The sequence below is a fragment of the Ruegeria sp. TASC047 genome, assembly GCF_059612445.1.
The window spans coordinates 16,712-43,514 of the sequence record NZ_JBXWQP010000034.1 but is presented as its reverse complement, the minus strand read 5'-3'; the positions used below and the strand labels follow the sequence as shown (position 1 = coordinate 43,514).

The 26,803-nt window shown below is 56.1% G+C and carries 17 protein-coding genes and 1 pseudogene; 9 read left to right on the top strand and 9 right to left on the bottom strand.

Annotated elements, in window-relative coordinates; all coding sequences use genetic code 11:
- Positions 1-96 precede the first annotated feature (96 nt).
- Positions 97-915 (bottom strand): sulfotransferase family protein, encoded by an 819-nt coding sequence (locus tag AC2FLO_RS13580; protein WP_267364226.1) that lies wholly within the window; start codon positions 913-915, stop codon positions 97-99.
- Between the two features lie 143 nt (positions 916-1,058).
- Here AC2FLO_RS13580 and AC2FLO_RS13575 point away from each other — a divergent pair, with 143 nt between their 5' ends.
- Both AC2FLO_RS13575 and AC2FLO_RS13570 read left to right on the top strand, forming a co-directional pair.
- Positions 1,059-2,636, top strand: a complete 1,578-nt coding sequence (locus AC2FLO_RS13575; protein ID WP_496753711.1) for a DUF5928 domain-containing protein — start codon at positions 1,059-1,061, stop codon at positions 2,634-2,636.
- Positions 2,637-2,951: 315 nt separating this feature from the next.
- Entirely contained in the window at positions 2,952-6,551 is a 3,600-nt protein-coding gene (locus AC2FLO_RS13570; protein WP_496753712.1) for a flavoprotein, read from the top strand.
- On the opposite strand, the gene AC2FLO_RS13565 is transcribed toward AC2FLO_RS13570, so the two are convergent.
- The 3 genes from AC2FLO_RS13565 to AC2FLO_RS13555 form a co-directional block, all read right to left on the bottom strand.
- Positions 6,548-7,711, bottom strand: a complete 1,164-nt coding sequence (locus AC2FLO_RS13565) for a hypothetical protein (protein WP_496753714.1) — start codon at positions 7,709-7,711, stop codon at positions 6,548-6,550. The genes AC2FLO_RS13570 and AC2FLO_RS13565 overlap by 4 nt on opposite strands.
- A 20-nt stretch (positions 7,712-7,731) precedes the next feature.
- Entirely contained in the window at positions 7,732-11,007 is a 3,276-nt protein-coding gene (locus AC2FLO_RS13560; protein ID WP_496753716.1) for an ATP-binding protein, read from the bottom strand.
- 95 nt (positions 11,008-11,102) lie between these two features.
- On the bottom strand, positions 11,103-12,008 hold the full coding sequence (locus AC2FLO_RS13555) for a LysR family transcriptional regulator (RefSeq protein WP_496753717.1): 906 nt from the start codon (positions 12,006-12,008) through the stop codon (positions 11,103-11,105).
- Positions 12,009-12,111: 103 nt separating this feature from the next.
- On the opposite strand from AC2FLO_RS13555, the gene AC2FLO_RS13550 reads away from it, so the two are divergent.
- Genes AC2FLO_RS13550 through AC2FLO_RS13530 form a run of 5 tightly spaced genes read left to right on the top strand, consistent with a single transcriptional unit; the run spans position 12,112 to position 17,878 of the window.
- The gene (locus tag AC2FLO_RS13550) at positions 12,112-13,554 is read left to right on the top strand and encodes an aldehyde dehydrogenase family protein (protein WP_496753719.1); all 1,443 of its coding nucleotides are present in this window, start codon (positions 12,112-12,114) and stop codon (positions 13,552-13,554) included.
- Positions 13,554-14,528 (top strand): membrane dipeptidase, encoded by a 975-nt coding sequence (locus AC2FLO_RS13545; RefSeq protein WP_480587366.1) that lies wholly within the window; start codon positions 13,554-13,556, stop codon positions 14,526-14,528. The genes AC2FLO_RS13550 and AC2FLO_RS13545 overlap by 1 nt, the downstream gene beginning before the upstream one ends.
- A gap of 4 nt (positions 14,529-14,532) precedes the next feature.
- Positions 14,533-16,221: a hypothetical protein gene (locus AC2FLO_RS13540; protein ID WP_496753721.1), complete on the top strand. Its 1,689-nt coding sequence runs from the start codon at positions 14,533-14,535 to the stop codon at positions 16,219-16,221.
- Positions 16,218-16,847 carry a DUF3726 domain-containing protein gene (locus AC2FLO_RS13535; protein ID WP_480900083.1) on the top strand — a complete coding sequence of 210 codons (630 nt, stop codon included), beginning with the start codon at positions 16,218-16,220 and terminating at the stop codon, positions 16,845-16,847. The genes AC2FLO_RS13540 and AC2FLO_RS13535 overlap by 4 nt, the downstream gene beginning before the upstream one ends.
- Before the next feature lie 11 nt (positions 16,848-16,858).
- Positions 16,859-17,878, top strand: coding sequence for an Ldh family oxidoreductase (locus AC2FLO_RS13530; protein WP_496753723.1), 1,020 nt, complete (start codon positions 16,859-16,861; stop codon positions 17,876-17,878).
- A 41-nt stretch (positions 17,879-17,919) separates the two neighbouring features.
- Here the strand turns inward: AC2FLO_RS13530 and glyA are convergent, their stop codons facing one another.
- The gene (gene glyA / locus AC2FLO_RS13525; RefSeq protein WP_496753724.1) at positions 17,920-19,227 is read right to left on the bottom strand and encodes a serine hydroxymethyltransferase; all 1,308 of its coding nucleotides are present in this window, start codon (positions 19,225-19,227) and stop codon (positions 17,920-17,922) included.
- A 96-nt stretch (positions 19,228-19,323) separates the two neighbouring features.
- Between glyA and AC2FLO_RS13520 the strand changes: the two genes are divergently transcribed.
- Positions 19,324-20,202: a LysR family transcriptional regulator gene (locus tag AC2FLO_RS13520; RefSeq protein ID WP_496753726.1), complete on the top strand. Its 879-nt coding sequence runs from the start codon at positions 19,324-19,326 to the stop codon at positions 20,200-20,202.
- A gap of 261 nt (positions 20,203-20,463) precedes the next feature.
- On the opposite strand, the gene AC2FLO_RS13515 is transcribed toward AC2FLO_RS13520, so the two are convergent.
- The 4 genes from AC2FLO_RS13515 to AC2FLO_RS13500 all read right to left on the bottom strand — a co-directional run bounded on the left by AC2FLO_RS13515 (position 20,464) and on the right by AC2FLO_RS13500 (position 25,849).
- Positions 20,464-20,892, bottom strand: a complete 429-nt coding sequence (locus tag AC2FLO_RS13515) for a phasin family protein (protein ID WP_496753728.1) — start codon at positions 20,890-20,892, stop codon at positions 20,464-20,466.
- A gap of 143 nt (positions 20,893-21,035) precedes the next feature.
- Positions 21,036-22,160, bottom strand: a complete 1,125-nt coding sequence (locus AC2FLO_RS13510; RefSeq protein WP_496753729.1) for an ABC transporter permease — start codon at positions 22,158-22,160, stop codon at positions 21,036-21,038.
- Entirely contained in the window at positions 22,161-24,857 is a 2,697-nt protein-coding gene (rbbA, locus tag AC2FLO_RS13505) for a ribosome-associated ATPase/putative transporter RbbA (RefSeq protein ID WP_496753731.1), read from the bottom strand. It abuts the gene before it with no gap.
- On the bottom strand, positions 24,854-25,849 hold the full coding sequence (locus AC2FLO_RS13500; protein ID WP_496753733.1) for an HlyD family secretion protein: 996 nt from the start codon (positions 25,847-25,849) through the stop codon (positions 24,854-24,856). Before AC2FLO_RS13500 ends, rbbA begins: the two co-directional genes overlap by 4 nt.
- Before the next feature lie 439 nt (positions 25,850-26,288).
- Here AC2FLO_RS13500 and AC2FLO_RS13495 point away from each other — a divergent pair.
- Positions 26,289-26,788: pseudogene (locus AC2FLO_RS13495) on the top strand (integrase core domain-containing protein); the annotation flags it as partial.
- Between the last annotated feature and the right edge of the window lie 15 nt (positions 26,789-26,803).

Sequence of the window (26,803 nt, the reverse complement as noted above, 5' to 3'; positions counted from 1 at the left end):
ACCGGTAACCCGATCATGAACAGGCGCTCTCGGGCCCAACCAGAGCAGGTGTTTCGCACGAAACGTTGACAGTGGACGGGGCGTCCTGCCTTAAGATCAATCGCCCAGCTTGGCGTGAATTTCGTCCAGATCGATTTCGCCGATCGGCATCTTGTTGGCCGGGTTTTCGAAATCGTATTTGAACAACTCGAAATCCTGCTTGTAGATCTCATAGACCAGATGCATCGAAAGGTCGTCGAAATAATCCTCGACCGGATGTGCGCGCTTGGGGCCATGGCCTTCGGATTCGTTGAACCGGGGTATTTCGGACAGCGAAATAGAGTGCTTCAGCTTGGTATTGTCCAAGACACCCTGCATCCCGTCGTTGAACGCTTCGGTCCAGAAGATCCGATCATAACGGCCACCGTTCACGATGAAGGTCGACACGTGACCAGACATGGCCGACCAGTGAATGTCCGGGTCCATCGGGCGTCGCCAGCGGATGGTATCCCGCGCAAACAGCAGGAACCGGCGAAAGCTGGCGATCTGGTCAAACTCTCCCTTGCCATCGTCACCGCCCACCTCGATCCCGTAATTGTAGATCAGCGTCGGCACCAGATTGCCACGATACCGTTTGCCGTTGCGCTGAATCCCGCAGATCTTGTCGAAAAACGAGCTCAGAATACGCGTGTATGGGTTACGCACACAGGTAAAGGAGTACGAGGCATGATCGCGCACATTTTTGGAAATCAGATCCTGGCTCTGATCAAAGGCCCATTTGTGCATGCCATCCTTGGCGTCATGGATGTCACCGTCAAAGAACTGGCCGTGATCCGAATAATACATGATCTGCCCAATGGTCGAGCAGGCGCATTTGGGCACGACGCGGTACACCATGCTTTCGCTCTCGGTCATCCAGGTACCGGGAAAACCCATCTGCTGTGCCTCCTACGCTGGTCTGGTCTCAAACCGATATGCCAGCTTTTGATAACAAGGAACCAAAATTATTCTGTTTATTCAATCGCTCATCCTCAGTATCACGGTTGAAACCGGGCAGAAACGGAAATTACCTAACCTCGATGGCGAAGATTGCCTATATATTGCTGTGCCATAAGGACCCTGATGCAATCATTGCACAGGCTGAACAGCTGACCGCTGCGGGCGATTGCATGGCTATCCACTTTGACGCCCGTGCCAGCGCCGAAGCCTACGGGCGCATTCGTTCCGCGCTGGGTCAAAATTCGAACGTGACCTTTGCCAAAAGGCGTATCAAATGCGGCTGGGGAGAATGGTCGCTGGTGCAGGCCACGCTGAACGCCTTGCAGGCCGCCGTCGAAACCTTCCCCCGCACCACGCATTTTTACATGCTGTCCGGTGATTGCATGGCGATCAAAACGGCAGAATACACCCATCGATTTCTGGATGATCACGACAAGGATTTCATCGAAAGCCACGACTTTTTCGAAAGCGACTGGATCAAGACCGGCATGAAAGAAGACCGGCTGATCTATCGCCATTATTTCAATGAACGCACCCAGCCGAAACTGTTCTACGCTGCCTATGAAACGCAGAAGCGTTTCGGGCTGACGCGGCAAATTCCCGAAGACCTTCAGGTTATGATAGGCAGCCAATGGTGGTGTCTGCGCCGCCGAACGGTCGAGATGATTCTGGACTTCCTGCGACAGCGCAGGGACGTGATCCGGTTTTTTGCGACCACCTGGATACCCGATGAAACCTTCTTTCAAACGCTGGTACGCCATCTGATCCCGAAGGGTGAAATCGAAAACCGTACACCGACATTTCTGATGTTTTCGGATTATGGAATGCCCGTCACGTTCTACAACGATCACTATGACATGCTTCTGGGTCAGGACTATTTGTTTGCCCGCAAGATCAGCCCAGAGGCGCATGAGCTGAAAGAGCGTCTCGGCTCACTTTACGCGAGTGAGGGCATCGACTTTTCCATCTCGAACGAGGGGCGCAGTCTGTATGCGTTTCTGGCCGGCCGGGGGCGCATCGGGCGCCGGTTCGGGCAACGTTTCTGGGAGGCCGGAAGTGTTCTGGGCCCCGACCGAGAGCTGTTTGTGATCGTGTGCAAGAAGTGGCATGTCGCCAAAAGGCTGGTCGATCAGATCGCGTCTGAAACAGATATCCCCTGCGTCGAATACCTGTTTAACGAAGAGGAAACTCAACTGCCTGATCTGGGCGGTATTGAAACGACGGTGACCAAGCGCTCGCGCCATCGGCGGGCCGTTGTACAAATGCTCTTCGAAAGTTTCGGATCAGACCAGTTGGTTCTGTGCCTCGACCCGGCCAATCTGGACGTTGTTGAGGATTTCAGCGGTGATCAGGCCAAAACCCATGTGCTTGAGATCGAATGCGAATATTCGGACGAATACCTGATCGGACATGCGCGCCGCGTCGGATTGGCAGGGGACAACAGCCCAGTCGAGACTGTTTCCCATCTGCTGCCGACACTTCGCAACGATCTGAGTTACGAGTCCCAACAAATCCGCGCCGCCGGTTTGGACAATTACCTGCGACTGCGGGAAACCGCCCAGCGCGCCGAAAACGTAGCTGTCATATCCGAATTTCTAGGGGTGGACGAAGAAAAGGCCAGCGCGGTTATGCGGCTGGAATACCTGTTCGCCGACTAAACGGAAGATCAGCCTGAAATCCGACAGCTTTTCGGCCCCCTTCGGTGCATAGGGTGCGCCGCATATTTGCCTGCCGGAGCGGACGGCCTAAACCCAACATCACTGCCATCGTGATTTTTATTCAAAAATCGGATACTGTGCAGCCAATTGGGCCAGTTTGCTTATACTTTTTCTTTGGCAGGCCGGCCCTGGCCAGTGACAGGCAAAAACAGACCCGCCTTAACTCAGAATGACGGGTATCTGCACATCGCAAAACCCGAAAGCCCCGGCTGGCCGCAAATAGACATTTGAAACGCAACTTCGGGGGGAACAGTTGTGCTTATAGATCAAATTGAAACGTCCAGATCATATATCCCAAATGACGCAGACTGGAAGCTGATATACAAGGTTCTGCCGGGCGAGGCCAAGATTGCCGACCCGTCAGTTATTAACCCTCATTTCGAATGTATCGAGGTGACCGACAACACGGTTCTGCCAGCAAGCGGCATGTATGTTGTTCTGCGCGGTGTGGTTCAGTTGCGGCAGAATGGAAATCCTTTGGCCAGCGCGGATGTCGGTGACCATTTCTATGAAGAGCACCTTCAGATATCGGACATTCCCGTCAGCCTCGAAGCGCTTGCGCTGGACGGATCGCGGCTGGCTTTTCTGTCCAGCGAGAACTGGCGTCAGATACCAGAGGAAATCCGGCAACCCTGCTTCGCCACGATGTTCGGCGATCTGGTCAGTGTTCAATTGCAGAATTTCCAGCAGCCGATCAATTGTTGCAGCGTGACGGCTGCCGCCCTCAGCATGTCCGCGTTGGGCTTCAGTTGCGAAGTGAACGACATTTTCCGTGAATGCGCGCTGCCTTCGTCTTTCGTCGTCAATGACGGTATCTCACTGGGTGAGCTGTTTGACGTCGCGTGTACCTACATTCATTCGCAGGGCCTGCGGGACAGGGTTCAGGTTCAGGCCTATTTCATGGACGAGGACACGACAAACGTGCAGCTGTTGCTGGATGCGATTGACGAGTCCAACCGGCTGGGTGGTGACAACGATATTCTGGTGGCGAATTTTCAGGTCGGCGTCGCCCATGGCAAAGCGAATATGCCGGGCGGGCATTTTGCCGTCATCGCCAAGTGCAACCCAAGCACTGGGCTGGTGCACATGATGGACGTACATCCTGAAAAATACGGCAAGCTTTGGGTTACAACCGCAGACCGGCTTTGGAAGGCGATGTCGGACCGTGATGGAACCTCGATGCGGTCGCGTGGCATTTTGCGCTTCTCGGCGCGTGCCGCGGTCAAGACGCATCTGAAGACATTCAAGCAACGATGCAACTATGTCGACAGTACACTCTATCTGGCAAAAGACCCAAAGAAACGGCGCAACCTGTTCCGCCGCGCCACTCCGAACATGAACTCCTTGGGTGTTTTGGTGGAAAGCCTCGCCATTCACGGCGACGACAAGGTGGACGAAGACGAGCTGCTGCGGGCCACCGAAGCCTCTTTCACGGATGTTGTCTCACGGGTGGCCACGGCCGCGGACATGCACGACATGGCCCAGAAATACCTGAACGGGTCCGAAAACGTGCACTTGAGCAGTTCACTTCGCAGTTTCGGAACGCGCGAGGACACATCAATCGATACCCCCGAAGACTGGTTCAAGATGCAACTTCAGGGCCTGGACGCCATTACGGACCGTCACCTGATGATCAATATCGACTTTAATCGGGTCACCGGGATCGAAGCCATCCGCCCACCAGTAAACGTTTACCGGGAAACCGCGTTGCTCGAAGAATTCTGGTGCCTCTGTATCGCATATGATGAAGCAACAGACCTTGTGACGATCGTCGACATGAGCCCCGCAACGTCACAGGTCTGGCAAGCCCCTCGCGGCAACATCTTCCGCGGCCTGCGCGATCTGGAAAACCCGGCGTTGCTGGTGATCGAAACGGTTGAGCCGCCCGAAGACCCCGGAGATGTCACCAGCATTATCCGGAACAACCCCATGGTTCTGTTTTATGAAGATGAAGACCCATGGTCCTACATGCTCAGAAGTGTTCTTTCGAACATCGGTGCGACCAGCGTAAAGCAGGTGGATGTGGGCGGTCGCGACCCCAACGCGATAAAGATGCGACGTCAGCTGATATCTTTAGGTGAAAAACCCAAAGTTCCCTACCTGTTTTTCCAAGGCCAATGCATCAGCAAAGGCGAAAAGCTGGAAGACATTGTGGACATGATCAAGGCGGGTCACCTTCAGGGCCGCATGATCGAAGCGGGTCTTCCCGTTTCCAAGCTTGAAGAGACGCCCAGCCTGAACAAGAACATGTTCGGCTATCCCAAAGGTGTGATGAACGAGGTAAGCAGCGGCAAACGCAACGTGCTGCTTTGTGCCTGCGGATCATCAGCGGCAGACAAGATACCCGAACTGGTTGAGCGCATCGTCGACGCCGGACACAATGTCAAACTGATCCCTTCCACTTCGGCCGAAAAGTTCTTTCGGGACTTCGGCGCTGAACGGATCGACGCCAAGATCACCCATAACGACTATTACCGCGACGATGATGAATGGAACTTCCGTTACATGGAATTCGACATGCCGGTGCGAGCGTCTCATCTGGCGCTATGCGACTGGGCCGATTGCGTGATCGTCGCTCCTATCACCTGCAACACCATGGGCAAAGTGGCAAACGGGATCGCCGATAACCTTCTGACCTCGGTCTTTGTGGCATGGCAGTACCAGAAGAAGCCCGTGATCCTGTGCCCGGCCTGTAACACGAATATGTGGAACAACATCACCACCCAGAACAATGTCGCAAGACTGAAGACACTGGGCATTGATTTCATAGGTCCCCGGGAAGGCCGGCTGTCAAACGGTCGGATGGGGATTGGCATGATGGCCACACCTGACCAGATCATGGAAGCACTGGGCGAAGCGTTCGAAGAACTGGACGACCAAAAATACCGCGTGTGCAAATGGGCCCGAGAGGCTGCCGCCGCTGATGATATCAATGAATGGAAACGTGTGTTCCGCGCCATCGATGAAGGTGTCGTGGGCATCAATATCGTGGACGAGGCCCACGGCGATTCATTGCTGCATTATGCGGCCGGTGGCGAAGGAGAATTGAACGAAGGCGGTCACGATCTGGGCAAGCCAGACTATGAAGCGGCACAGGATTTGATTGACCGCGATATCGACGTCAATATCGTCAACGACCACGGTTTCACGGCATTGCATGTGGCTGTGATGAACAAAGCCCCAAGGATGGTCGACATCCTGTTGCGCGCCAAAGGCATGGATGCAACCTCGTGCATTGAATTTGTTCAGGGCATGGATATCGCGCCCGAAATCCGGACCATGCTGGATGCTTGGGCGCAGGATCACAACCTTAAGATAAAAGATGCGGAACAGGGACGTGACGAAACCTTTATTGCCGTTCAGGAACCCACCTATCTGTATTTCACATACGGTTCCCTGAAACAGGGGTTCCCGAACCATGAGGCACACAGCCGGGTTTTGAATGACTTTGTCGGGCCCGCCCGCACGCGTCAACCAATGCCGCTAATCGTTCCAAATGAACCGTTCTGCGACAATCCGAACTGTGGCTTCCTGCACCGAATGGCGACTCTTGTCGATCAGCAGGGCATGGGCAAACAAGTAAGCGGAGAGGTTTACCGAGTGACGGAATCGGGCCTGCACGAACTGGACAAGCTGGAAGGTTATCATGGTCCGGGCTCGTCCAAGAACGTCTATATCCGCAAAAAGATCAACGTGATCGTGGATGGGGTGATGAAACCCGCTTACGCCTATGTGATCGCCGATCCTGAAAAATACCTGCAAAACTGGCGTGACGGAAAATCAGAAGTCATCAGCGACTACACGCTGGATATGGCGCAGGGTGAGCCCAAGCCCGGATTTGAGCCAGCAATCTAGTGTTCAACTGTGCTGACTGGTGGCGGTTTCGGGCTTTCCTTGGAGCTAAGGTTATAGGCCGTGATCACCACCATACAAAGCAGCACGAACGGCCAGAACCCGGCCTTGGGAATAAGGTTGTCCCGATAGTGGATGATCCGAAACGACGTCTCAACGTCGGATGCAAACAGGTATGTATTGACCGAAACTGCCAACAGCATGAAGTACATCAGGAAAAAGAACGACTCCATGTAGATCACAGGAGAGCCCGCAAACCCTTCACGCAGTTGCACATGGGCCAGCAGGATCACGAAAAACAGAACCGAGCAGGTTCCGATCACGCTGGAGGTGCTGAAGTCATGCCGATCGGCCAGCCCCTCGCGGCTTGTGACGGTCATCAGCGCTCCGAACAGCAGCATTGTCACGACAAGCAGCGGGACCATGTGCACGATGAACGCGTTTGCGAAATTGCGTTTGATGACGAAGTTATAATGTAGCTCGGGCATAATGGTTTGATAGGCGTTCTGTGCGATGCCCAACGTCGTATCCAGGTTTGACAGTTTATAGTCGAAATATGTGTTCTCACGTTCCCACGTGCCCATCACGATCTGACTGTCGATGCCGAAAATATCATCCGGCCCGGTCGCGGTATAAGCCTCAAGGTCGGGAACCAGCGCAACATTGATGTCAAAAGATGCGGGCCAGAAGCGCACCCAGACCGTTTTGTGATCAAAGGGGTAACGGGTGTAGTCAAAGCTCTGACGAAGGGTTTGTTCAAAGTACCACCCGATCAGCAGGCCATCCTTTTGCGGTAGCCGATAGGCCTCTTCGATCAGACCATTTGCTGTATCGACCGCTTCGGGCAGAAGGAAACCGATCTCACCCTCGGCTGGGCGGATCCTGTCATGTTCACCGTCGATGTAGTGCTGCCAGATGTAGCCAGTGACCTGAACATCGCTGGCACCAAGAAAGCTGAACGATTTGATGAAGATCCCCGTTTTGACGCGGAAATCTGGTGCCGAGCCCAGCTCACCCAGAAAGGCATCCACTGATGCCTGATCCGGAAGCTGCGTTGGGTCGCCCTCAAAATGGTTCAAGTCGATCCAAAGCCTGAGCAACAGACCGGCCAGCCCAAGGGTCAACAAGCCAGAAATCAGCCACACCTTTCTTTCGACGCTCATTCAGCCTCCTGCCGTGTCACCTAATCAACCAGAAACCCCACTGAACCCAGAAGGGATTGCGTGATACCCATAGCGGTAAACTGCGTTGTCAGATCGGCATACCCCCCGTGTTGTTTGGGCTGAGTGTTTTGCTGTCCGCTTTCAGCCAGCAGGCGTGTTTGACGAATGGACAGATCGACCATTGGCAAAGGCTCGGAGGTCGTGAAGGCTGCAAGCCCATCCGCATATTCAAGAGCTGAGTCCCAATCGCCGCGCGCCAGCATGACGGCGCAGGCGTCCGAGTAAAAATGCAAGTGGCTGTGCCCCACACATCCCTCGGCAATGATTTCAGACCCCAGGTTTAACAAGCGCATTTGCTCATCAGGGTTTGTCTCGGCCATTGCCAGAGCCGACAGAGCTTTGGGTCCTACAAAGTTCCGCCCATGTTCAAGCGCGATTTCAACCGCGCGACGACCGGCCGTACGCGCGCGGTCTGACTGTCCGGCATAAACCTGTGTTCGCGCCAGATGTTCAAGGGCCTGCGCCTCGAGTCTTTTTGCCCCGACGCGTTCCGCAATTTCAGCTGAAACACTGAAAGCGTCCAGCGCCTGATCGAGGTTGCCCAGAAAGGTCTCGGCCACGCCCAGGCAGGTCTGTGCAACGCATTCCGGAACAAAGGCAAAGTACTTTTGCGAGACTTCAATAGCCTCGATGGCATCCGCCTTGCCCTGTGCGACCTCCCCGGTGTAGCTGCGCGCCACGCTTAGATTGTGCAGATTGGCAGCCAGATCGCGGACCAGCCCTTTTTCGCGCGCCCGCTCAACAGCCTGCGTGTAAAAGCCTGTCGCTGTCTTCATGGTGGCTTTCATGAAGTTTGCATCACCAAATCCGCTTAGCGCCCCTACCTCAAGGCGGGCAGAGCCAAGTTTGCGGGCAAGCGTCAGGGCGCGTTCATTGGCGCTTAGCGCTTCCTTGTCCCGACCCAGTGGGAAATAGACATTACCGCGCACGTAGTTGATCTGAGCCACATCCCGCTCTGACCCGCAACGCTCGGCGGCGGATTCAGCCAGATCGAGCGCCTCTAGCGCGTCCTGATACAGGCTGGCTTGCCGCGCAGCCTGCGCAAGCCCGATATGCGCGCGGCTTATTTGCTCATCGGTTTCGGCAACACGGGCAGCTTCCCGAAATTCACGCAGTGCGTCGCCGGACAGACCCTGAAGCCTGTGCGTTTCAGCCCGTGCGCAAAGCAGATCGAACCGGACACCTGCAGGGGACGGCAGTTCCAGGGCACGTTCGATCAATGGGCTGGCATCGTCGAACCTGAAGGCCTGGATCAGTTTGTCCGCCGCTTCCAAATACGCCTGTGCGGCGTTATTCGCCCCTGCCCGGTCCAAATGTTGTGCGCACAAGGTCGCATCGCGATCCTCGAACCACTTGGCGGCCTGCCTGTGCAGGCGCGCACGCTCGGATTTGACCAACGTTGCATAGGATCCATCCCTGATCAGCGCGTGGGCAAACATGAGGTCAGGCCCCGCCTCTCGGACCAGCGCGGATCGGATCAGGTTGGTCGTATCCAGATGCCCTTCACCCAGAATAAAGTTCAGCACTTCTGCAGAGAACCGTTGCCCCAGTACCGATGCTGCCTGAATGGCGGAGCGGCTGGTTCGATCCAGTGCATCCAGTCGGGACTGAACGATCCCCTGAATACTGCCAGGCACGCTTTGCTGTGTAAGCACATCCGTATTGCGCAACAACTGCTCAAGAAACAGCGGATTGCCCCCGGCGCGTTTGACGCAGGTGTCCAGCAACTCGGGGTCGATGGCCGTGAATTCTTCGACCAACAGTCTGGCCTGTTCCTCGCCCATCGGCGCCAGTTCCATCTTGGATACCAGCGCGCCATCGGTTGCCATTTGCCAATCCCGGTCAATCGGGTCGCCTTCGGCCCGGCTGGTCATCATCAACACGCAAGGGATATCCCGCGTTGCCGCCGCAATATGAGAGCAGGTCATCAGGGTCTCGGGCGAAGCCCAGTGGATGTCCTCGATCTGGATCAGCAGGGGGGCTTCCTGGCTGCAGGCCGACAGCAACTCTTCAATGACCTGCCGCCGTCCGCGCAGGCGGGTCTTGTTGTCCATCACCGCAAACACCTCGGCCAGTCCCGAATCCTGCTCCAGTTCAAGCAGCGCATTGAGGTGCGCGGCGTTCGGCGGGCTGACCCAGCCCCTGGCGATTGTCTCCCTGGCCGCTGCGGCACCCGTTTCCGCGCCGTCTGACGGGCCAAGACCCAGAATGCTGCGGGCGACCATCTGAATGGCCGAATGCCCTTCGCGCGCGCCGAAATCCATCACGACGCCGTTGTGGATCGTGTAGGACTGGCCGGATGCCAGTTCAGCGACTTGCTCGGACAAATGGGTTTTCCCGATCCCGGGCTCACCCAGAATCACATGGACTTCACCCTTGCCGTGGCGTTTGCATCGGTCGAATGTGGCCGAGAACACCGACAGCTCCCGCTCGCGCCCGATGAATTTGTGACGCCGTGTGCGAATGTTCCGGGCCAATCGATCCAGACGCCAAACTTCGACGGGATCATTCAGCCCTTTGATGGCCTTCACACCAATGGATTCGCCCACGAAAAGCGGCCCCAATGCGCGCTGAATGTCATGTGAAACCAGTGTCTCACCCCCAGCGGAAATATCCGTAAGGCGGGACGCCAGATTCACCCCATCCCCTGTAACGGTGTATTCCGTATGCGACTGACTTCCGGTCGTACTGGCAATGACCTGACCTGACGCAATACCGATGTGGCAGGAAAGCGGCGGCGACAAGGTCGGTAGAACTGCATGTATCTCGGCAGCAGCACGCGCCGCCCTTTCGGTGTCATTGGTATGCGAAATCGGCGCTCCAAAAACGGCCATGACCGCATCACCGATATGCTTGTCTATACGACCACCATACTTTTCGACGACATTGTCCACTTTGCTGAAGAATTGATTCAGCAGCGCATGCAGATCTTCTGCATCCAGCTCGCTGGATAGTTTCGTGAATGCGGTCAGATCGGCAAACATCACTGTAACCTGTCGGCGCGCGGGCTCGAGCTGCGCGGCAGGTTCAGGCTCTACTGATGTTTGGCTGGCATCAATCTGTTCAATGGCGCGCAGTAGCCGCCGCCGATCACCGACGGCCGTCACCCCGATTTCGATCAAATCCTCGGCCGTCAAATCAGGCAGGATGGAGAAATCGATTTTGTTGTCTGCGAAGGCCTGCGCGTACTCGTTTAATCCAATTGCGCTCAGCCAGCCCCTCAGGTCCTGAGACATGTTGCCCCTCTGAAGTCCCCACTTCATCCTGGAACCTAGCATGTGCACCGCTTCGAGTCTGCTAAAACCAAATTAATTTGTGATTTTGAGCAGGGTTAACCCGGTGCTCGTTCTTGCACCAAGCCAGCATTTCCAAAACCGCTCGACAGGATATACGAACAGCACGTCTGGGTGATCTCGCGGAAGCGGGCTCTTTCCCGGCGGTAAAGATATACCTCTCGCTTGTCTGGCAAATCTGAAATCGGGCGAAAGGCGACCGCATCCGGGATGAATTGCGCGACGGTCTGCGGCAGGACCGTGATCCACTCGCCTGCCCTGACCGTTGTGATCAGCGAATGCGTGTTGTGAATGGTGACCTCGGCCCGGTCCAGAATCTTTTTAAACGAGGAGGATTCAATAATGTCGCACAAGGCGTTTCGCACGAAGGGTGCCGCCATCAGGTCACAGATTTCGGGCGGTTTGGCCCGTGTCATAAGCGGATGATCGGATGCTGCAACCAGTCCAAAACGATCCTGAAAAAGCGGCTCGGCACTGACCCCATTCAGGGGATGATGGCCGGATGCAATGCCGATATCCGCCTTGTCCCCGGCGACGGCGTCCAGAACCTGTTGCGAATCCCCGTCTCGCAACTCGATCTTCAACCCCGGAAAGCGTGATGTCATATGTCCCAGCAAGGCGGGAAAGACCAAGGCCCCCACCGACGGCACGGATACGATACGGATCAACCCATGTTCCGCCTGCGCCGCCATTTCTATGTTCTGAACAGTCTGATCAAAATCGCGCACCTGTTTGAGAGCAAGGTCCAGAACCTGCTGACCCAGCGGCGACAGGTGATTTTTCCGTTCACCTTCAAATAGTTTCTTGCCCAGATGATCTTCAAACTGCTTCAGCATCATTGAGACGGCGGATTGTGTCCGACCCAGACGGCCAGCAGCCTCGGCAAGGTTTCCAGTTTGGGCCACGGTACAAAAACACCGCAGCATCTCGACTTTCATCGCCATACTTCAAACTTTCTGAAGTTTCCTAAAGTTATTTGAGTTTGACTGATGTTAGCCGAAAGTTCCATCCTGACCCAAATCGAAATTTGCGAATTTGGGGCCTGACGTGACCAAACTGAACCTGATTGCCGGCGAATGGCTGGCGGGCGAAAGCGAAATTGAAAACCGCAATCCTTCGGATCTAAGCGATCTGGTTGGCATGTTCACACAAGCCAGCGCCGATCAGCTTGAGGCGACGCTGGATCAGGCGCGCGTCGCGCAGGCAGAATGGGCCGCCTACGGGTTGGAGCGGAAACAGGCCGTCCTGAACGCCATCGGCAACGAATTGATGACCCGCGCCGAAGAGCTGGGTACATTGCTGAGCCGCGAAGAAGGCAAGCCGCTGGCCGAAGGCAAGGGCGAGGTTTACCGCGCCGGTCAGTTCTTCACATATTACGCCGCCGAGTGCCTGCGCCAGATCGGTGAGAACGCCGATTCCGTACGCCCCGATATCGAGGTGGACGTGCGCCGCGAAGCTGTTGGCGTTGTCGCAATCATCAGCCCGTGGAACTTCCCCACTGCAACGGCCTCGTGGAAGATTGCCCCGGCGCTGTGCTATGGCAACGCGGTTGTGTGGAAACCTGCCAACATCACCCCCGCCTCGGCTGTGGCCCTGACTGAAATCATCGAACGGCAGGATATTCCGAAAGGTCTGTTCAGCCTTGTGATGGGCTCGGGCCGTTCGGTCGGGCAACGTCTGGTGGAAAGCCCCAAGGTCAATGCGATTTCCTTCACCGGATCGGTGCCCGTGGGCAAAGGCATCGCCGCCGCAGCAATCCAGAACCTGACCAAGGTTCAGATGGAAATGGGATCCAAAAACGCGCTGGCGGTGATGGACGACGCCGATCTGGATCTGGCAGTGACGCTGGCACTGGGCGGGGCCTTTGGCGGGACCGGTCAGAAATGCACCGCCTCGTCGCGGCTGGTGGTTCACGCGGGCATCCACGATGCCTTTGTCGAGAAACTGGTTGCCGGTGCGCAGGCAATGAAAGTGGGTCACGCACTGGAAGCAGGCGTGCAGATGGGCCCCGTGGTCAGCCAGCAGCAGTTGAATGAAAACCTCGCCTATGTCGATCTGGGCAAGTCCGAAGGCGCCGAGCTGGCCTGTGGCGGTCAGCGCCTGGAGATGCCTCATGACGGGTTCTACATGTCGCCGGGCGTGTTTCTGAACACCACCAACGACATGCGCATCAACCGCGAAGAAATGTTTGCGCCCCTGACATCCGTCATCAAGGTCGGCAGCTATGACGAGGCGCTGAGTGTGGTCAACGACACCAATTTCGGCCTGACCTCGGGCATCGTGACAAAGTCGCTGGCCCGCGCCACCCATTTCCGCCGCAACGCGCGCACAGGCGTGGTGACGGTCAACCTGCCCACCGCTGGCACCGATTACCACGTGCCTTTCGGTGGCCGGGGCGACAGCTCGTATGGTCCACGCGAACAGGGTAAGGCAGCGGCTGAATTCTATACGACGGTCAAAACCGCCTATATCAGCGCAGGCCCGGTCTGATGCGGATCGATGGGCTGCAATACGCCAATTGGTCGGAAAAGATCTTTCGGCAATTGCGCGAAGGGCGCGTGGACGCGATCCACGTCACCATCTCCTATCATGAGAATTTCCGCGAAACGGTTCTGAATTTCGAGAAATGGAACCGTTGGTTCGAGCAATATCCGGATCTGATCATGAAAGGCCGGTGGGCCAGTGATATCGACACAGCCCGTGAAACAGGCCGGACCGCCGTGTTTTTCGGGTTTCAGAACCCGTCGCCCATCGAAGACGACATCGGGCTGGTTGAAATCCTGCACGATCTGGGCGCGCGGTTCATGCAACTGACCTATAACAACCAATCCCTGCTGGCGACCGGTTGTTATGAGGCCGAAGACACCGGCATCACCCGAATGGGCAAACAGGTGATCAAAGAGATGAACCGCGTGGGCCTTGTGGTGGACATGAGCCATTCGGCTGACCGGTCAACAATCGAGGCGGCTGAACTCTCAGACAGGCCCATCGCAATCACGCATGCCAATCCGCACGAATGGTCCCCGGCCTTGCGCAACAAGCGAGATGATGTCATCCGCGCCGTGACGGAAAACGGTGGGATTCTAGGTTTTTCGGTCTACCCTCACCACCTGAAGGACAAGTCTGACTGCACGCTGGGAAGCTTTTGCGAGATGATCGCCCGCACTGCGGACAAATACGGGGCCGAACATCTGGGGATCGGCACTGACCTGTGCCAGGATCAGCCTGACAGTATCGTTGAATGGATGCGTGTAGGGCGGTGGACAAAAGAAATCGACTATGGCGAAGGCTCGGCCTCGGCTCCAGGGTTTCCACCAATGCCGGGCTGGTTTCAGGACAACCGAGACTTTGGAAACATCGAACAAGGGTTACGCGCGACCGGCCTGAACGATGACGAAGTGGCCGGGATCATGGGCAGGAACTGGTATCGGTTCTTTGCCGAGAACTTCGTCCCACAAAGGTAGCCAAATGGAACCACACGCGCAGACAGAGATCGCCAGACGTGACCCCGCTACGGTCATGCGGCTGTCACGGCTGGGATCATTGCATCAATGCCGGCTCAGCTTTATGCGGCAACTGACACGCCGCATGGCCGATGAAAACTGGAGCTTTTCGCGACCTGCGTTCGAAATTGACGACAAAGGTGTCGGCCATGCGGTCTATACCGCACAAGGCCCCGATCGCGCCTATTCGCTGGTTGCATTTGCCCATGACCTGCCTGCCGATCAACGGTCAGACCGGGTTATTGCCGAAGCCTGGGACGCCACCTTTGCGCTGTTCGATGGTATCCCGACGCCAGAAGACATTGATCGGCTGTCGCGGAACGTACCGCTGCAAGAGGCAGGGCGTGTCAGCGAAACCGAATTGTCACTGTCACGCGCCAACCGTTCCGTGCGACTCTGGGCTCATGTGGTGGATCGTCTGGCTGCGGGCCAACAACCGGACCTGGAACAGATTTATCAGGTCGGCTATCTGATGAGGACCACGGCTGTTTACGGGTCGGGCAAATTCGGCGCTGCGGATCGTGAGAAAACGGCGGACCGGGATGAGGTCAGCGGTCCCTTCCAGATCGAAATGATGTCGGTGTACCTGACCCGGGTTTTTGTACGCGATCTGGTGCAATATATGGCGCAGACCAAAGGTGGGGATCAAACCGCCGAGCTTGATCCTGAAATCGCACGCTGGCTGGGCATCGGAAATTCCACGGGACTGGGAATGGCGCCGTTCATCGTGAACCATCCCGTTCTGTTCAACAACTGGATCATGGCGCGGGAAGAGGCCATCTCGCGTGTGCGGTCAATTAAGACAGCGACCGAAAAAGACGCGCGCGTCTTTCGCGACGTATTCGCGCGCAGCAAACAGTCAATCGCGTGGTGGCAATCTGAACACCCGATACAGGTTGAAAAACTCGCTGCGCTAAAGGACGACCTGAATTCGATCGACGTATTTCTGGCTACAGACGACCTGACACAAGACCATCCGTGGGATCGCATGATCCGATGGTCGGAAACTGCGCTCAGCGAAGAAGGCCAGGAGTTGCTGGCCTCGCTGATCCTTGAGCCTTACGGAGATGTCGTGGATGGGCTGTCCAGCTGCATGGCGGACACAAACACGGCTGCACAGGTTATTGATGGAACAATGCCGGTGTCAGGGGTGCGTACCTTGATCCGGAACAGTTTTGACTGGGCGATGGATCTTGATTGGAATGATCCGAAAAACTGCGCGCGCGCCTGGTACGTTTCCGAAGAGAAACTTGAACCCCGACTGGGTGAACGGTTTGAAGAACCAATTGCAGACTATGAACAACCGCTCGCGCCCGCGCGTGATGCGGCACTGGCTTTCAGGGCTCTGCAAAAGTGGCCGGATGATGCGCCGATAGCAGAGTTTCTTTTGCGCCACCCCGAGCACCGCCACACCGTGCGCCGCGCCCAAATCAGCCGTATCGCGCCATATGGTGAGATTCATGACAACACAATCGGCGCGAAAGTGATGCCCATCGATATGTTGCGCGCAAAGCTGTCCTTCTTTGGCGCGACGCATTTCGACCCTCGTTCAGATCGCTGGGTCCGCATCTGCATGTATGCCGGCGCCCCCTACCCTGATCAGCTAAATACCGCGAACGCAGATTTGTGGGTTTATCCGGAGGTTGCGCAATGACTTTTTCATTGAACGAAGTCGAAGCAACCGCCAAACGCGCAACCCGCGGGGCCGGATATGCCTGGGGCGTGGCGGAAGAGGCTGCAAAAGCCACCCGTTGGCTAAGCGCCCAAGGGTTCGACGGGCCCGCTATTCTGGCCCAACTGCTCAAACGTGAATATGCGCCCTGTCTGGAACGCCACATTCCTGTGCTTCAGAACGGAGTATGGGTTGGCGAACAAGACCTGTGCCCCCTGATGACCGGAGCTGTGATATCGGATTCCCCGACCGTCCTGTCCCAAGGCACCATTGCCATTTCAAATCTCGCAGCACCGCTGCTGTTGCTGCCCTTTGTCGCTGCGGGGGCCAAAAAGCTGGGAACGACCGTAAAAGTCACCTTCGACGGGTATTCTGCGACAACTGATGGTGTTCATCTAAGCTGTGCAGACAGCAATTTGGACCGCGCTGATCATGTTGAGATAACCGAGGGCGACCACATTCAAAACGGTCGCCCCCTGCTAAGCCGTGCCGCCCCAAATGCAGAGGCGTGGCAGATCCTCAACTCCATGGCGCACCGTACATATGCCCCTGCAACTGAAGAATCCCGACTGCTTGGCGCTGGTTCCGGCCTGTCGGACAATGACTGAAGGATCATCAGATGACCGAGACCCAAACCCTGTCGCTTGCCGAAATCGAAAAGCTGTCCTTCACCGCGTTGGTTGCCGCTGGCACAAATGAAGAAAACGCGCGCCCTTTGGCCGTGGCCACGGCGGCAACCGAAGCGGATGGGGTGGCCAGCCATGGCCTAGCTTACATTCCGATTTACTGTGAACATGTACAATGCGGTAAAGTCGACGGTCAGGCAGTACCGGCGCTGGAAACCCCGCGCCCCGGCCTTATCCGCGTAGACGCTGCGACCGGGTTCGCACATGCAGCCATTGATCTAGGCTTTGATGCATTGATCCCGGCGGCACGCGAACAGGGCATCGCGGCCCTTGCGATCACCAACAGCTACAATTGCGGTGTGTTGGGTTATCACACGTATCGACTGGCGCAGGCGGGTCTGGTTGGTCTTGGATTCACCAATGCACCTGCATCCATTGCACCTTCGGGTGGATCGAAGCCCGTTGTCGGCACCAACCCGTTCTCTGTTGCGGTACCGGGTCCAGACGGGCAACCCGCGTTGCTGATTGACCAGAGCGCCAGCACCATCGCCAAAAGCGAAGTGATGAAACACGCCAGAGAAGGCAAGGCCATCCCGGTCGGCTGGGCACTGGACCCGGACGGAAACCCGACAACAGACCCGAATGTCGGTCTGAAAGGAAGCATGGCCCCATCCGGCGGGTACAAAGGTGTGGGTATCGCTTTGCTGACTGAAATCATGGCGGCCGCTTTGACAGGATCTACTCTTGGGCTGCATGCCTCTCCGTTCTCGGGGACAGTCGGGGGTCCACCGAAAACCGGGCAGTTCTTCATCGCTATTGACCCTGCGGTTTCGTCAAATGGGCTTTTTTCAACCGCAATATCGGATCTGGTCGCGTCGATCAGAGATCAGGACGGCGCGCACCTGCCCGGAGATGGGCGCCGTGCATGTCGCCTTGCCGCTGGTCAAAAAGGTGTCGCCGTCAACACTGCTACATTGGCCAGGATTGACGCGATTATTCAGGAAAACAGTTAAGAGCAGCCACCAGACCGGGCGGATGTGGTGGCCGCTTGCGCCTAGTTCACGAAATGCAGCGTGTCGAATTCACTGCGCCAGGCAGAGACTTCCGAAGCGACAGGCGCGTCGTCCAGTCCTCGCGTGATCAAATCGGCGAGGCGATCAGCATCTCGAGAGGTCATGCCCCAGCGAACCAATTCAGGAGTGCCAATCCGCAACCCATTCAAGTCCCCTTCAACCGGCTTGACAGGTAATCCGATGCCGCACGAAAGAAACCCGCTTTCGCGAAGCTTCTTCGATGCCGCCTGCCCTCCGCCATAGGGCTCTGCCAGAACCGCGAATTGATGCGAATTGGTGAAGCCTTCCGCACCCTCAAAGACGCGAACACCCTGCGCATCCAACGCTGCGGCCAGTGCTTTTGACAGTGCGATCATCTCGTTCGCGTACGCCTGACCAAAGTCTTTCCAATCCAGCATGGTAACCGCAAGCGCGGCCGTTTTGGCGGCATCGAAATTGGCTGTCATCCCGGGAAAAGCAATTGCATCCAATGATTTGGCAATGTCGACATCATTCGACACGATCAATCCACCTGCTGGTCCACCAAGGCTTTTATAAGTGCTCATGGTCATGAAATGCGCGCCCTCATTCAACGGGTTCGACCATGCACGCCCCGCGATTATCCCGCACTGATGCGCGGCATCGAACATGACTTTCGCTCCAACTTCGTCCGCAATGGCCCGCACCTCGGCAACAGGGTGTTCAAAAAGGTTCAGACTTCCGCCGATCGTGATCAGCTTGGGGCGCTCAGCCCGCGCCAGGTCGCGCAGTTGGTCCAGATCGACTGTGTAGCCATTTGTGTTAACCGGTGCCTCGATCGTGCGCAGCCCGAACAGCCCTGCACAGCCCGCAGTATGATGGGTCACATGGCCGCCGATCTTTGCGGGTGGCGCAATGATTGTATCCCCCGGCTTACAGGTCGCCATGAAGCCATAAAGATTTGCAATTGCGCCCGACGGCACACGAACCTCTGCAAATCGGGCATCAAAGACCTCTGCACAAAGCTCGGCCGCGATGACTTCGATTTCTTCGATTGCTTCCAGCCCCATTTCATATTTGTCACCGGGATAGCCCAGCGAAGGCCGCGACCCGATGCCCGACGACAAAAGCGCCTCGGCCTTGGGGTTCATGACATTGGTCGCGGGGTTGAGGTTGAAACACTCTTCCTCGTGAATACGGCGGTTTTCCTCTGCCAGATGCACGATCCGGTCCAATAGGTCGCCAGACGATGCCGATGCTGTCTTTGTCGCGATATTCTGAACCAATGTTTCGCTTGCGGTGGGCACCCAGTCTCTATGTGCAAGTGTCATCTGACATCCTCCTGTTTCGTGCACTGTGACTGCTGCTGCGTGACTTCGCAAAGCAGATTTGTTATTTCTTGGCGTAGAAAAACTAAGGCTAAGGTGATGAGCGTTTCCCCAAAGCGTCCCAAAGGGCCCCCACTGAACGCAATGCGCGCTTTTGAGGCAGCGGCGCGCCACATCAGCTTTGTCGCCGCGGCTGAAGAGTTGAACGTCACACCGGGTGCAATCTCGCAACACGTCAAAACGCTGGAAGGCTGGGCCGGTGCAGCACTTTTCCGGCGCAACGCGCAAGGCGTAGAACTCACGCCCGAGGGGCAGTCGCTTGTCGCTGAATTTACCAGGGCTTTTGACCAATTGGCCGACGCGGCCCGTGCGTTGCGCAACCTTAAACCCAATGCAGATTTTCATATCGCTGCTTTACCGGCCATTGCTCAGCTCTGGCTTCCCAAAAGGCTGCGCCAGATCCGATCTCAATTTCCTGACATCAGTTTTTCCGTCACTGCGCTGGAAGCGCCGCCGAGCCTTGGGCGTGAACTGTTCGACCTGTCAATCTTCTTCGCTCCACCGGACGACACGGCCAATCAGGTGGTCGTTTGCCCGGACGAGATCGTGCCGGTTTGTGCCCCGGCGCTTAAGGACCAAGTTTGCCGCGCAAACGATTTTCTGGGCGTACCGTTGCTGCACGATCTGGTGTGGAACGAAGATTGGACCAAATGGGCCCAACACTCTGGCTATGACCTGCATAGTGCCAAGGGCGGTGCTCAATTCTCCCTCTACAGTCTGGCCGTAGAGGAGGCGAAGGCGGGCGCAGGAATACTGATGGGGCACCTGTGCCTGATCGAAGACGCCTTGGCCACAGGCGAGTTGACAGTTGCGCATACCAAATTGTTCCGAACCGACCGATCTCTGGTTATCCAAATGCCACAACGAACCCGCAGGAGACCGGAAACGGACCAGATTATAGCTTGTTTGTCCCGTTGACCCAAATTGTCCCAGACCACAGCGCGGGATAGGTGGGAACTGAAAGGGGGGCGAAAGATTGCCCAAAACACCGGGCACTTATTTTCGTCAAACTCGAACGCTTGGTCCCAACTTTGCATGTTCAATCATGTTTGGGTACACACGAAAAACTGTCAGAGCGCTTCCGCAATCGTGGCCGCTCGGTTTGGCCGGCGACACCTGGAGGGTCACAGTGCACCGCGCCCGTCGAAGAAAGGCTGCGTCAAACGGGTTTAGTCGGTCTCAGCTTTTGGCTTTGCCTGCGACCTTGGAGGCAGCTTCCATGTTTTCGCCGATGATGTCTGCTTCTGTTTCGCTTACGTATTTTGCACAGCGTGACATCATTTCGAACCATTCACGTGCGTCTTCCACCATTCGTTCCATGGAATGGCGTTGCCATTCGGCGACGGCTTGCATCGTTTTGCTTGGATCTGGGTTGTCGCCAAACGTAGCTTCCCGGGCAGTTTGCAGCGCGGTGCGTGCAGCCTCATGGCGGCGCTTGAACCAGAGGCGGGAGTATTCCTCCGCCTCGCTCAGCAGGTGGTCCTGCGCTTTCCAAAACTGCTCAATCTGCGGCGTCACCACGGAGTTCATGGACATCATGCCCTGCATGGATTTCAACACGTCGGTAAGGGCTTCCTGTGTCTCGATTTCGGCTGATTTTGTGGGCATTTGAACTCTCCCTAGAAAAGAAGACGGTGATTAAGTTTACCACACCCAGAGGTGCACTCACATTAACCGAGATCAAATTCACTGGGTAATTCGCGCCGTCGTTTCACAATACGCCCGTCCACAACGTACACGGTCGGTTGATATCAACTCATCTGGGCGACTGACCGTCTGAACATAACCAGACTTGTCATCAACAGGGCCAGACCCAACACAGCCATCCAAACGAATTCCGGCCAGACCGTTTCGATTCCAGCACCTTTGAAAACAATTGCTTGGCTGGCTGACATATAGTGGCGCGATGGCAGAAACAGCGTTCCGGCTTGCAACCAGCCTGGTTGCCCTTCGACTGGTGTTTCCCCTCCGGACAGCATCAGCATTGGCAGGACAATCAGCATGACCAGAAGCGCAAATTGCGCCATTGAGCGCGCGATCGTCGCCAGAAATACCCCAAGCGCCGTAGCTGTAAACAGAAAAAGTGCGGTTCCAAATAGGAACAGTGTCTTTGATCCGGCAATGCGAATGTCCAACGAACCCTGCATGACAAAAGTCAGCGATAACCCCGCAGCGATCAGAACAACGGCCGCATTGGCCCAGATTTTGGCCATCGCAATGTCGAGCGGAGTTAGAGGCATGGCGAGCAGATGCTCAATTGTTCCATGCTCTCTCTCCCGGATCATGGCAGCGCCGGTCAGGATGGTCGTGAGCCACATGATCTGACCGATCAGCGCAACGATGCCCGCAAAACGCACCGTATCTCTGTTTGGGTTGAAGGCACTTCTCAGAATGACATTGATTGCGGTAGGATCTACGAGGTCGACACCAACTGCAAAGCGATGGATTTCAGCGCTCAATATATTGGTGATGTAATTGGCGCCGATACCTGCCTGCTCCATAGCCGTGGCGTCTATCAGAACCTGTATCTCTGGTGTGCTTCTGGCACGCAGGTCTTTTTCAAAACCTGGAGGAATGGCAACGATGAAGATAAACCGCCCGGCATCCATGTGCGCTGGGCCGGTCCCCGGTTCAATTTGCACGACCGGTTGAAACTCCGGTGGGAAAAACGCAGTGGCAAGGGTGCGCGATAATGGAGAGTTATCCTCATCTGCAAATGCGATTGAGGCGTTATTCACCGAGCTTGCAACGCCTGTTGCTTCCATGATCGGAGCCAGCGTGAATGACCAGACCAGCAAGGCCATCATCACCCAATCGCGGCGCAGGCTCATCATTTCCTTCAACCCCAGCCAGAATATGCAAAAAAGGCGCTGCATTCACTTCTCCTGCGCGCGCAGGCAAAGGGCGGCGGCGAGTGTCAGCACTGGACCGAAACAGGCAAGCGCAAGAATGTCCGGGGCAAGTGATTCCCACCCTAAGCCCTTGGTGAACGCGCCGACGTTCAGGTGCAGAAAATAGGAAGATGGCCAGAGCGAGCCGATGAACTGAGCCCCCCCTTCCAAAGTGGAAACGGGCTGCAACAGGCCCGAGAACTGGATGGTCGGCACAACCGAGGCGATGGCTGTCGCAAATGTCGCTGCCACCTGGCTGGATGTCATTGTGGCAATCAGCAATCCATAGGACGTCGTTGCCCAGATATACAAAAACGCACCAATCGCTAGCGGAATGGGATCGCCTTTGAGCGGCACACCGAAGACGAAAATGGTCATCGCTGCGAGCAACAGAAAGTTTGCAAAAGCAATTGCAATATAGGGAATTTGCTTACCAATCAGGAATTCGAGCCGGGTTGTCGGTGTTACGTAGAAATTCACCACAGATCCCAGCTCACGCTCACGCGCGACACTGACCGCCGTCAAGACGGCCGGCAACATGATAAGCAAAATCGCCGGCATGGCCGGGGCCATTGCTGCAATGCTTTCAAAACTCTGATTGTAGCGAAATCGCGGTTCTATCCGGGCAATCTCGAAGTCCCGTTGCCCCGTGTTTCGGGCGTGTTCGTCCAGAAAGGACTGATGCAGTCCCGCGACATATCCTTCAACGGTCTCGCCTTTGAACGGAATGGCACCATCGACTGTCGCGAGGACCTGTGTCGGCTCGCCTGTGCGCAGCTTACGACCGAAGTTCGGTGGCAACTCTAAGACCAGTGAAACGTCTCCTGCCTGGAGCCGGTTGTGGCCTTCCATAGCGCTTTCCAATGGCGGCGTGGGTTTGAAATAGGACGACCCCGCGAACTCAGTTGCATAGGAACGGCTCTCAGGACCCTGAGAAAGGTCTAGAACGGCAAAGTCCAGTTCATCAATGTCAAGCGTGATGCCAAAGCAGAAAACCAACATCAAAATGGCTGACCCAAGAAACGCGAAGGCAAGGCGCACAGGGTCGCGCGCCATCTCGACGGCCTCGCGTCGCGTATAGGCCAGTGCGCGCCCGACACTGCCACCGACGTGTTTGGAATTGGTGGCCAAATCAACTCTCGGTGCTTCAACCGGCGCCGGTTTTTCTGCCGCCTCCAGAATTGAGATGAACGCAGCCTCAAGGCTGTCGGCGCTTTCGGCGGCGATCAATTCGGCTGGTGTGCCTTCTGCCAAGACCTGGCCTGCGTGCATGAACGAAACACGGTCACATCGTTCTGCTTCTGCCATGAAATGGGTGGAGACAAAGATCGTTACCGCGTCTTGTCGGGACAACTCGACGAGCAAGGCCCAAAACGTATCTCGCGCCTCTGGGTCCACTCCGGATGTCGGCTCATCCAATATCAGCACACGCGGGCGATGGATGATCGCAACCGCCAGAGATAGGCGCTGTTTGATCCCAAGGGGCAGGGCGGCCGCAAGGGTATCACGATGCGTGCCGAGTCCGAATCGTTCCGTCAGCTCCGAAATGCGCGCGTCGCGGTCAGGGATTGCGAAAATCCGGGCGTGCAACTGAAGGTTCTGGTACACTGACAATTCACCGTACAATGAAAACGCCTGACTCATGTACCCAATCTCGCGACGCACCTTTCGATCCCTGGCGTCAACGGGTTTGCCGAATAACAATGCCTCACCTGAGCTTGCAGGCAGCAAACCGGTCAGCATTTTCATCGTCGTGGATTTTCCGCATCCGTTCGATCCCAGAAACCCGAAAATCTCTCCGCGATTGATCGAGAAATCAACGTTGTTCACGGCGATGAAATCGCCAAAGCGCCGTGTCAGCCCGCGTGCAGTAATCACGGGATCCGTTTTGATCTGTCGAACGATTGATTGACCCGGCGCTGAACCAGATGCCTCGTCTGCCCGCAAGCGTCGGTACGCAGTTTCGAAGTCCTTATCGGCACGCTTCAATTCGGCGGGTTTACCCTGAAAGATGACGCGACCTGCGTCCATCGCGACGATCCAGTCAAAGCCTTCGGCCTCCTCCATATAGGCTGTAGACACAAGGACAGAGAGCTTGGGGTTTTCCGTTCGGATAGCGTCGATCAATGCCCAGAATTGTCGACGCGACAACGGATCAACCCCGGTTGTTGGCTCATCCAGAACCAGGAGTTTGGGGTCATGAATCAACGCACAGCACAGGCCAAGCTTCTGTTTCATTCCACCAGAAAGCCAGCCCATCAGGCGATCCTCAAATGGTGCAAGCGCGGTCGCTGTCAGCAATGCGGTGATCCGGGCGTCACGCTCGTCGTGCCCCTGTCCGAAAAGGCCCGAGAAGAACTCCAAATTTTCGCGTACCGACAGTTCTGAATAGAGATTCCGACCCAAACCTTGCGGCATGAATGCGATCGCAGGGCATATGCGTCTACGATGAGTGGGCTCATCAATCGCTCCGCCCAGAACGTCGATTGATCCGGATTGAAGCTTTTTTGCACCGGTGATCAACCCAAGCAATGTGGACTTGCCCACCCCGTCTGGGCCAATGAAGCCGACAAGCTGTCCGGTTGGAAGGTCCAAGGTTACAGAGTTCAACGCGATGTGTTTTCGATACCTGTGTGTAACACCGGCAATTCGAAACTCTGACGAGGCGACTGTGGCATTCATTCGAACAGCTCTTGCGGGATGGGCTGTTCAAGCGCCTCGGGCCATGCGCTGGTGGGATCGATCCGAATCACGGCAATGCCGCGCAGGCCCGTTTTTACGTGTTCAATCCGGCTTTCAACCAGGTCTTGGGGGATACGAACGCGGACACGAAAGACCAGTTGCTCGCGTTCATCCAGAGTCTCGACTTGTTTGGGCGTGAATTGCGCCTCGGGAGAAACAAAGCTGACATATGCAGGTGTGGCGTATTCGGGTAAAGCATCAAGCACGATGCGAGCTTCGGCTCCAATCGGCAACAGCCCGGCTTCCCGAGCAGGAAGGAAAACTTCCATATACACGTTCTCGAGACTGAGAAGGGTCAGGATCGGTTCACCCGCTCCGACGACCTCGCCCGGCTCTGCCAATCGATAAAGAACGCGACCCGGCATTGGTGCCAGCAAGGAACTGTCTTCGATTTGCGCCTCAATCCTGCGCACCTCGGCTTCTGCAGCGGCAATCCGGCTTTCTGCGGTTGCAACTCGGGCTTTGGCGGCACCCAACACAGCAGACGCAACTTGGTGGATGGTTTCACGTTCCTCAAAAACTGTCTTAGAGATATTGTTCCCGGTCAGTAGCGCTGTAGCACGTTCAAGTTCCTGCGCCGCCCGACGTTGCTCACTTTGGCGTTGCAGAACCAAGGCTTCAGCTTCTGCTTTTGTCTGGCGCGCCAAGGCTACCTCGGCTTTTGCCCGGTCCAGCGCTGCAGACAGTTCATCTATGTCCATCCTGGCAAGTACATCACCGGCGGCGACCATGCCGCCTTCAGGTGCCAGAACTTTGGCAACACGCCCGGCGATCGTTGGCGCAATTTCAACCTGCTCTGCCTCAATCCTTCCATTACCCTGTACGAAGCCACTCGGCAATTGATCGCCGTCTTGGGAGATGACGGAGTAAATAACCGCGCCAGCAACCACGATGACTACCAGAGCAAAAAAGATGGGCGATCTCTTCTTCATAGCTTTTGCCAGATCGTTGAATGCGACGGTCAGTCTAGTGCGTGGCAGGATTGGGGACTTTGCGATGGATCAAGCGTTTCCAAAGCATGCTTGGGGGAACGACATATCCTGTCTGTCGGAATGGACGTGTCCTGTTTTCGTACCGCCAGGTGCTCGTTCAGCCTCTGTTGCGCATTCATCACAGGCTGAATTGCTTTAATGCTTCCACAGTGCTTCCAGTTGTGCAGTGGCCCTGAACGCAGAAAGCGCCCCTTTGGGCGCTAAGTGCTTGATATCTGACTGGAAGTATTGGTTGCGGGAGCTCGCAATCAACTTTGTAGACTTTGGGATAGAATGGGCATGATCGCTCAGTGATTGTTTCATTGCATTCGTTCATTGACGGACGGACGCCGGCGACGCATTCCTCACACCGAACACCCTTCATTAGTTCAGCAGGTAGTGTCTTGGGATCAAGATCGAGCGCAAGCGCAACGCTACCGGTGTTGTCGATGCACTCAATAACTTGTTCAGCTTGCGCGGTGTGCCCGGCTTCGTCCGATCCGACAACGGCCCGAGTTTGTCGCACAGGCAGTGAGAGACTGGGTTACCACTTTGGTCGCCAAGACCGCATATATCGAACCGGGATCACCTAGGGAGAACGGCTATGTCGAGAGCTTCAATGCCCGGTTCCGCGACGAGCTGCTGAACAAGGAAATCTTCTACTCGCTCGGGAAGGTCCAAATCATCATCGAGAGATGGCGCCGGCAACTCAACACCAAGCGGCATGACTACGCTCTCGGCGACCGACCACCGACACCCGAAGGCGTCTTCCGAATGGATCAGAGGCCACAGCTCGGAGGGCCCCCTCGAAACTTTCGTGGGATGCTGAACACCGCGGTTTCTCCCTTGATGCGTAAGCAGGACCCTCCGGGTCGCTCACGAATGATCAGGGTGACCTGATCCACGAACGGCTCT

Bases quoted from the DNA above. Each gene is read 5' to 3' on its own strand.
- AC2FLO_RS13580 (WP_267364226.1), bottom strand. From the start codon at position 915: ATGGGTTTTCCCGGTACCTGGATGACCGAGAGCGAAAGCATGGTGTAC.
- AC2FLO_RS13575 (WP_496753711.1), top strand. From the start codon at position 1,059: ATGGCGAAGATTGCCTATATATTGCTGTGCCATAAGGACCCTGATGCA.
- AC2FLO_RS13565 (WP_496753714.1), bottom strand. From the start codon at position 7,711: ATGAGCGTCGAAAGAAAGGTGTGGCTGATTTCTGGCTTGTTGACCCTT.
- AC2FLO_RS13560 (WP_496753716.1), bottom strand. From the start codon at position 11,007: ATGTCTCAGGACCTGAGGGGCTGGCTGAGCGCAATTGGATTAAACGAG.
- AC2FLO_RS13555 (WP_496753717.1), bottom strand. From the start codon at position 12,008: ATGGCGATGAAAGTCGAGATGCTGCGGTGTTTTTGTACCGTGGCCCAA.
- AC2FLO_RS13545 (WP_480587366.1), top strand. From the start codon at position 13,554: ATGCGGATCGATGGGCTGCAATACGCCAATTGGTCGGAAAAGATCTTT.
- AC2FLO_RS13540 (WP_496753721.1), top strand. From the start codon at position 14,533: ATGGAACCACACGCGCAGACAGAGATCGCCAGACGTGACCCCGCTACG.
- AC2FLO_RS13535 (WP_480900083.1), top strand. From the start codon at position 16,218: ATGACTTTTTCATTGAACGAAGTCGAAGCAACCGCCAAACGCGCAACC.
- AC2FLO_RS13530 (WP_496753723.1), top strand. From the start codon at position 16,859: ATGACCGAGACCCAAACCCTGTCGCTTGCCGAAATCGAAAAGCTGTCC.
- glyA (WP_496753724.1), bottom strand. From the start codon at position 19,227: ATGACACTTGCACATAGAGACTGGGTGCCCACCGCAAGCGAAACATTG.
- AC2FLO_RS13520 (WP_496753726.1), top strand. From the start codon at position 19,324: ATGAGCGTTTCCCCAAAGCGTCCCAAAGGGCCCCCACTGAACGCAATG.
- AC2FLO_RS13515 (WP_496753728.1), bottom strand. From the start codon at position 20,892: ATGCCCACAAAATCAGCCGAAATCGAGACACAGGAAGCCCTTACCGAC.
- AC2FLO_RS13510 (WP_496753729.1), bottom strand. From the start codon at position 22,160: ATGCAGCGCCTTTTTTGCATATTCTGGCTGGGGTTGAAGGAAATGATG.
- rbbA (WP_496753731.1), bottom strand. From the start codon at position 24,857: ATGAATGCCACAGTCGCCTCGTCAGAGTTTCGAATTGCCGGTGTTACA.
- AC2FLO_RS13500 (WP_496753733.1), bottom strand. From the start codon at position 25,849: ATGAAGAAGAGATCGCCCATCTTTTTTGCTCTGGTAGTCATCGTGGTT.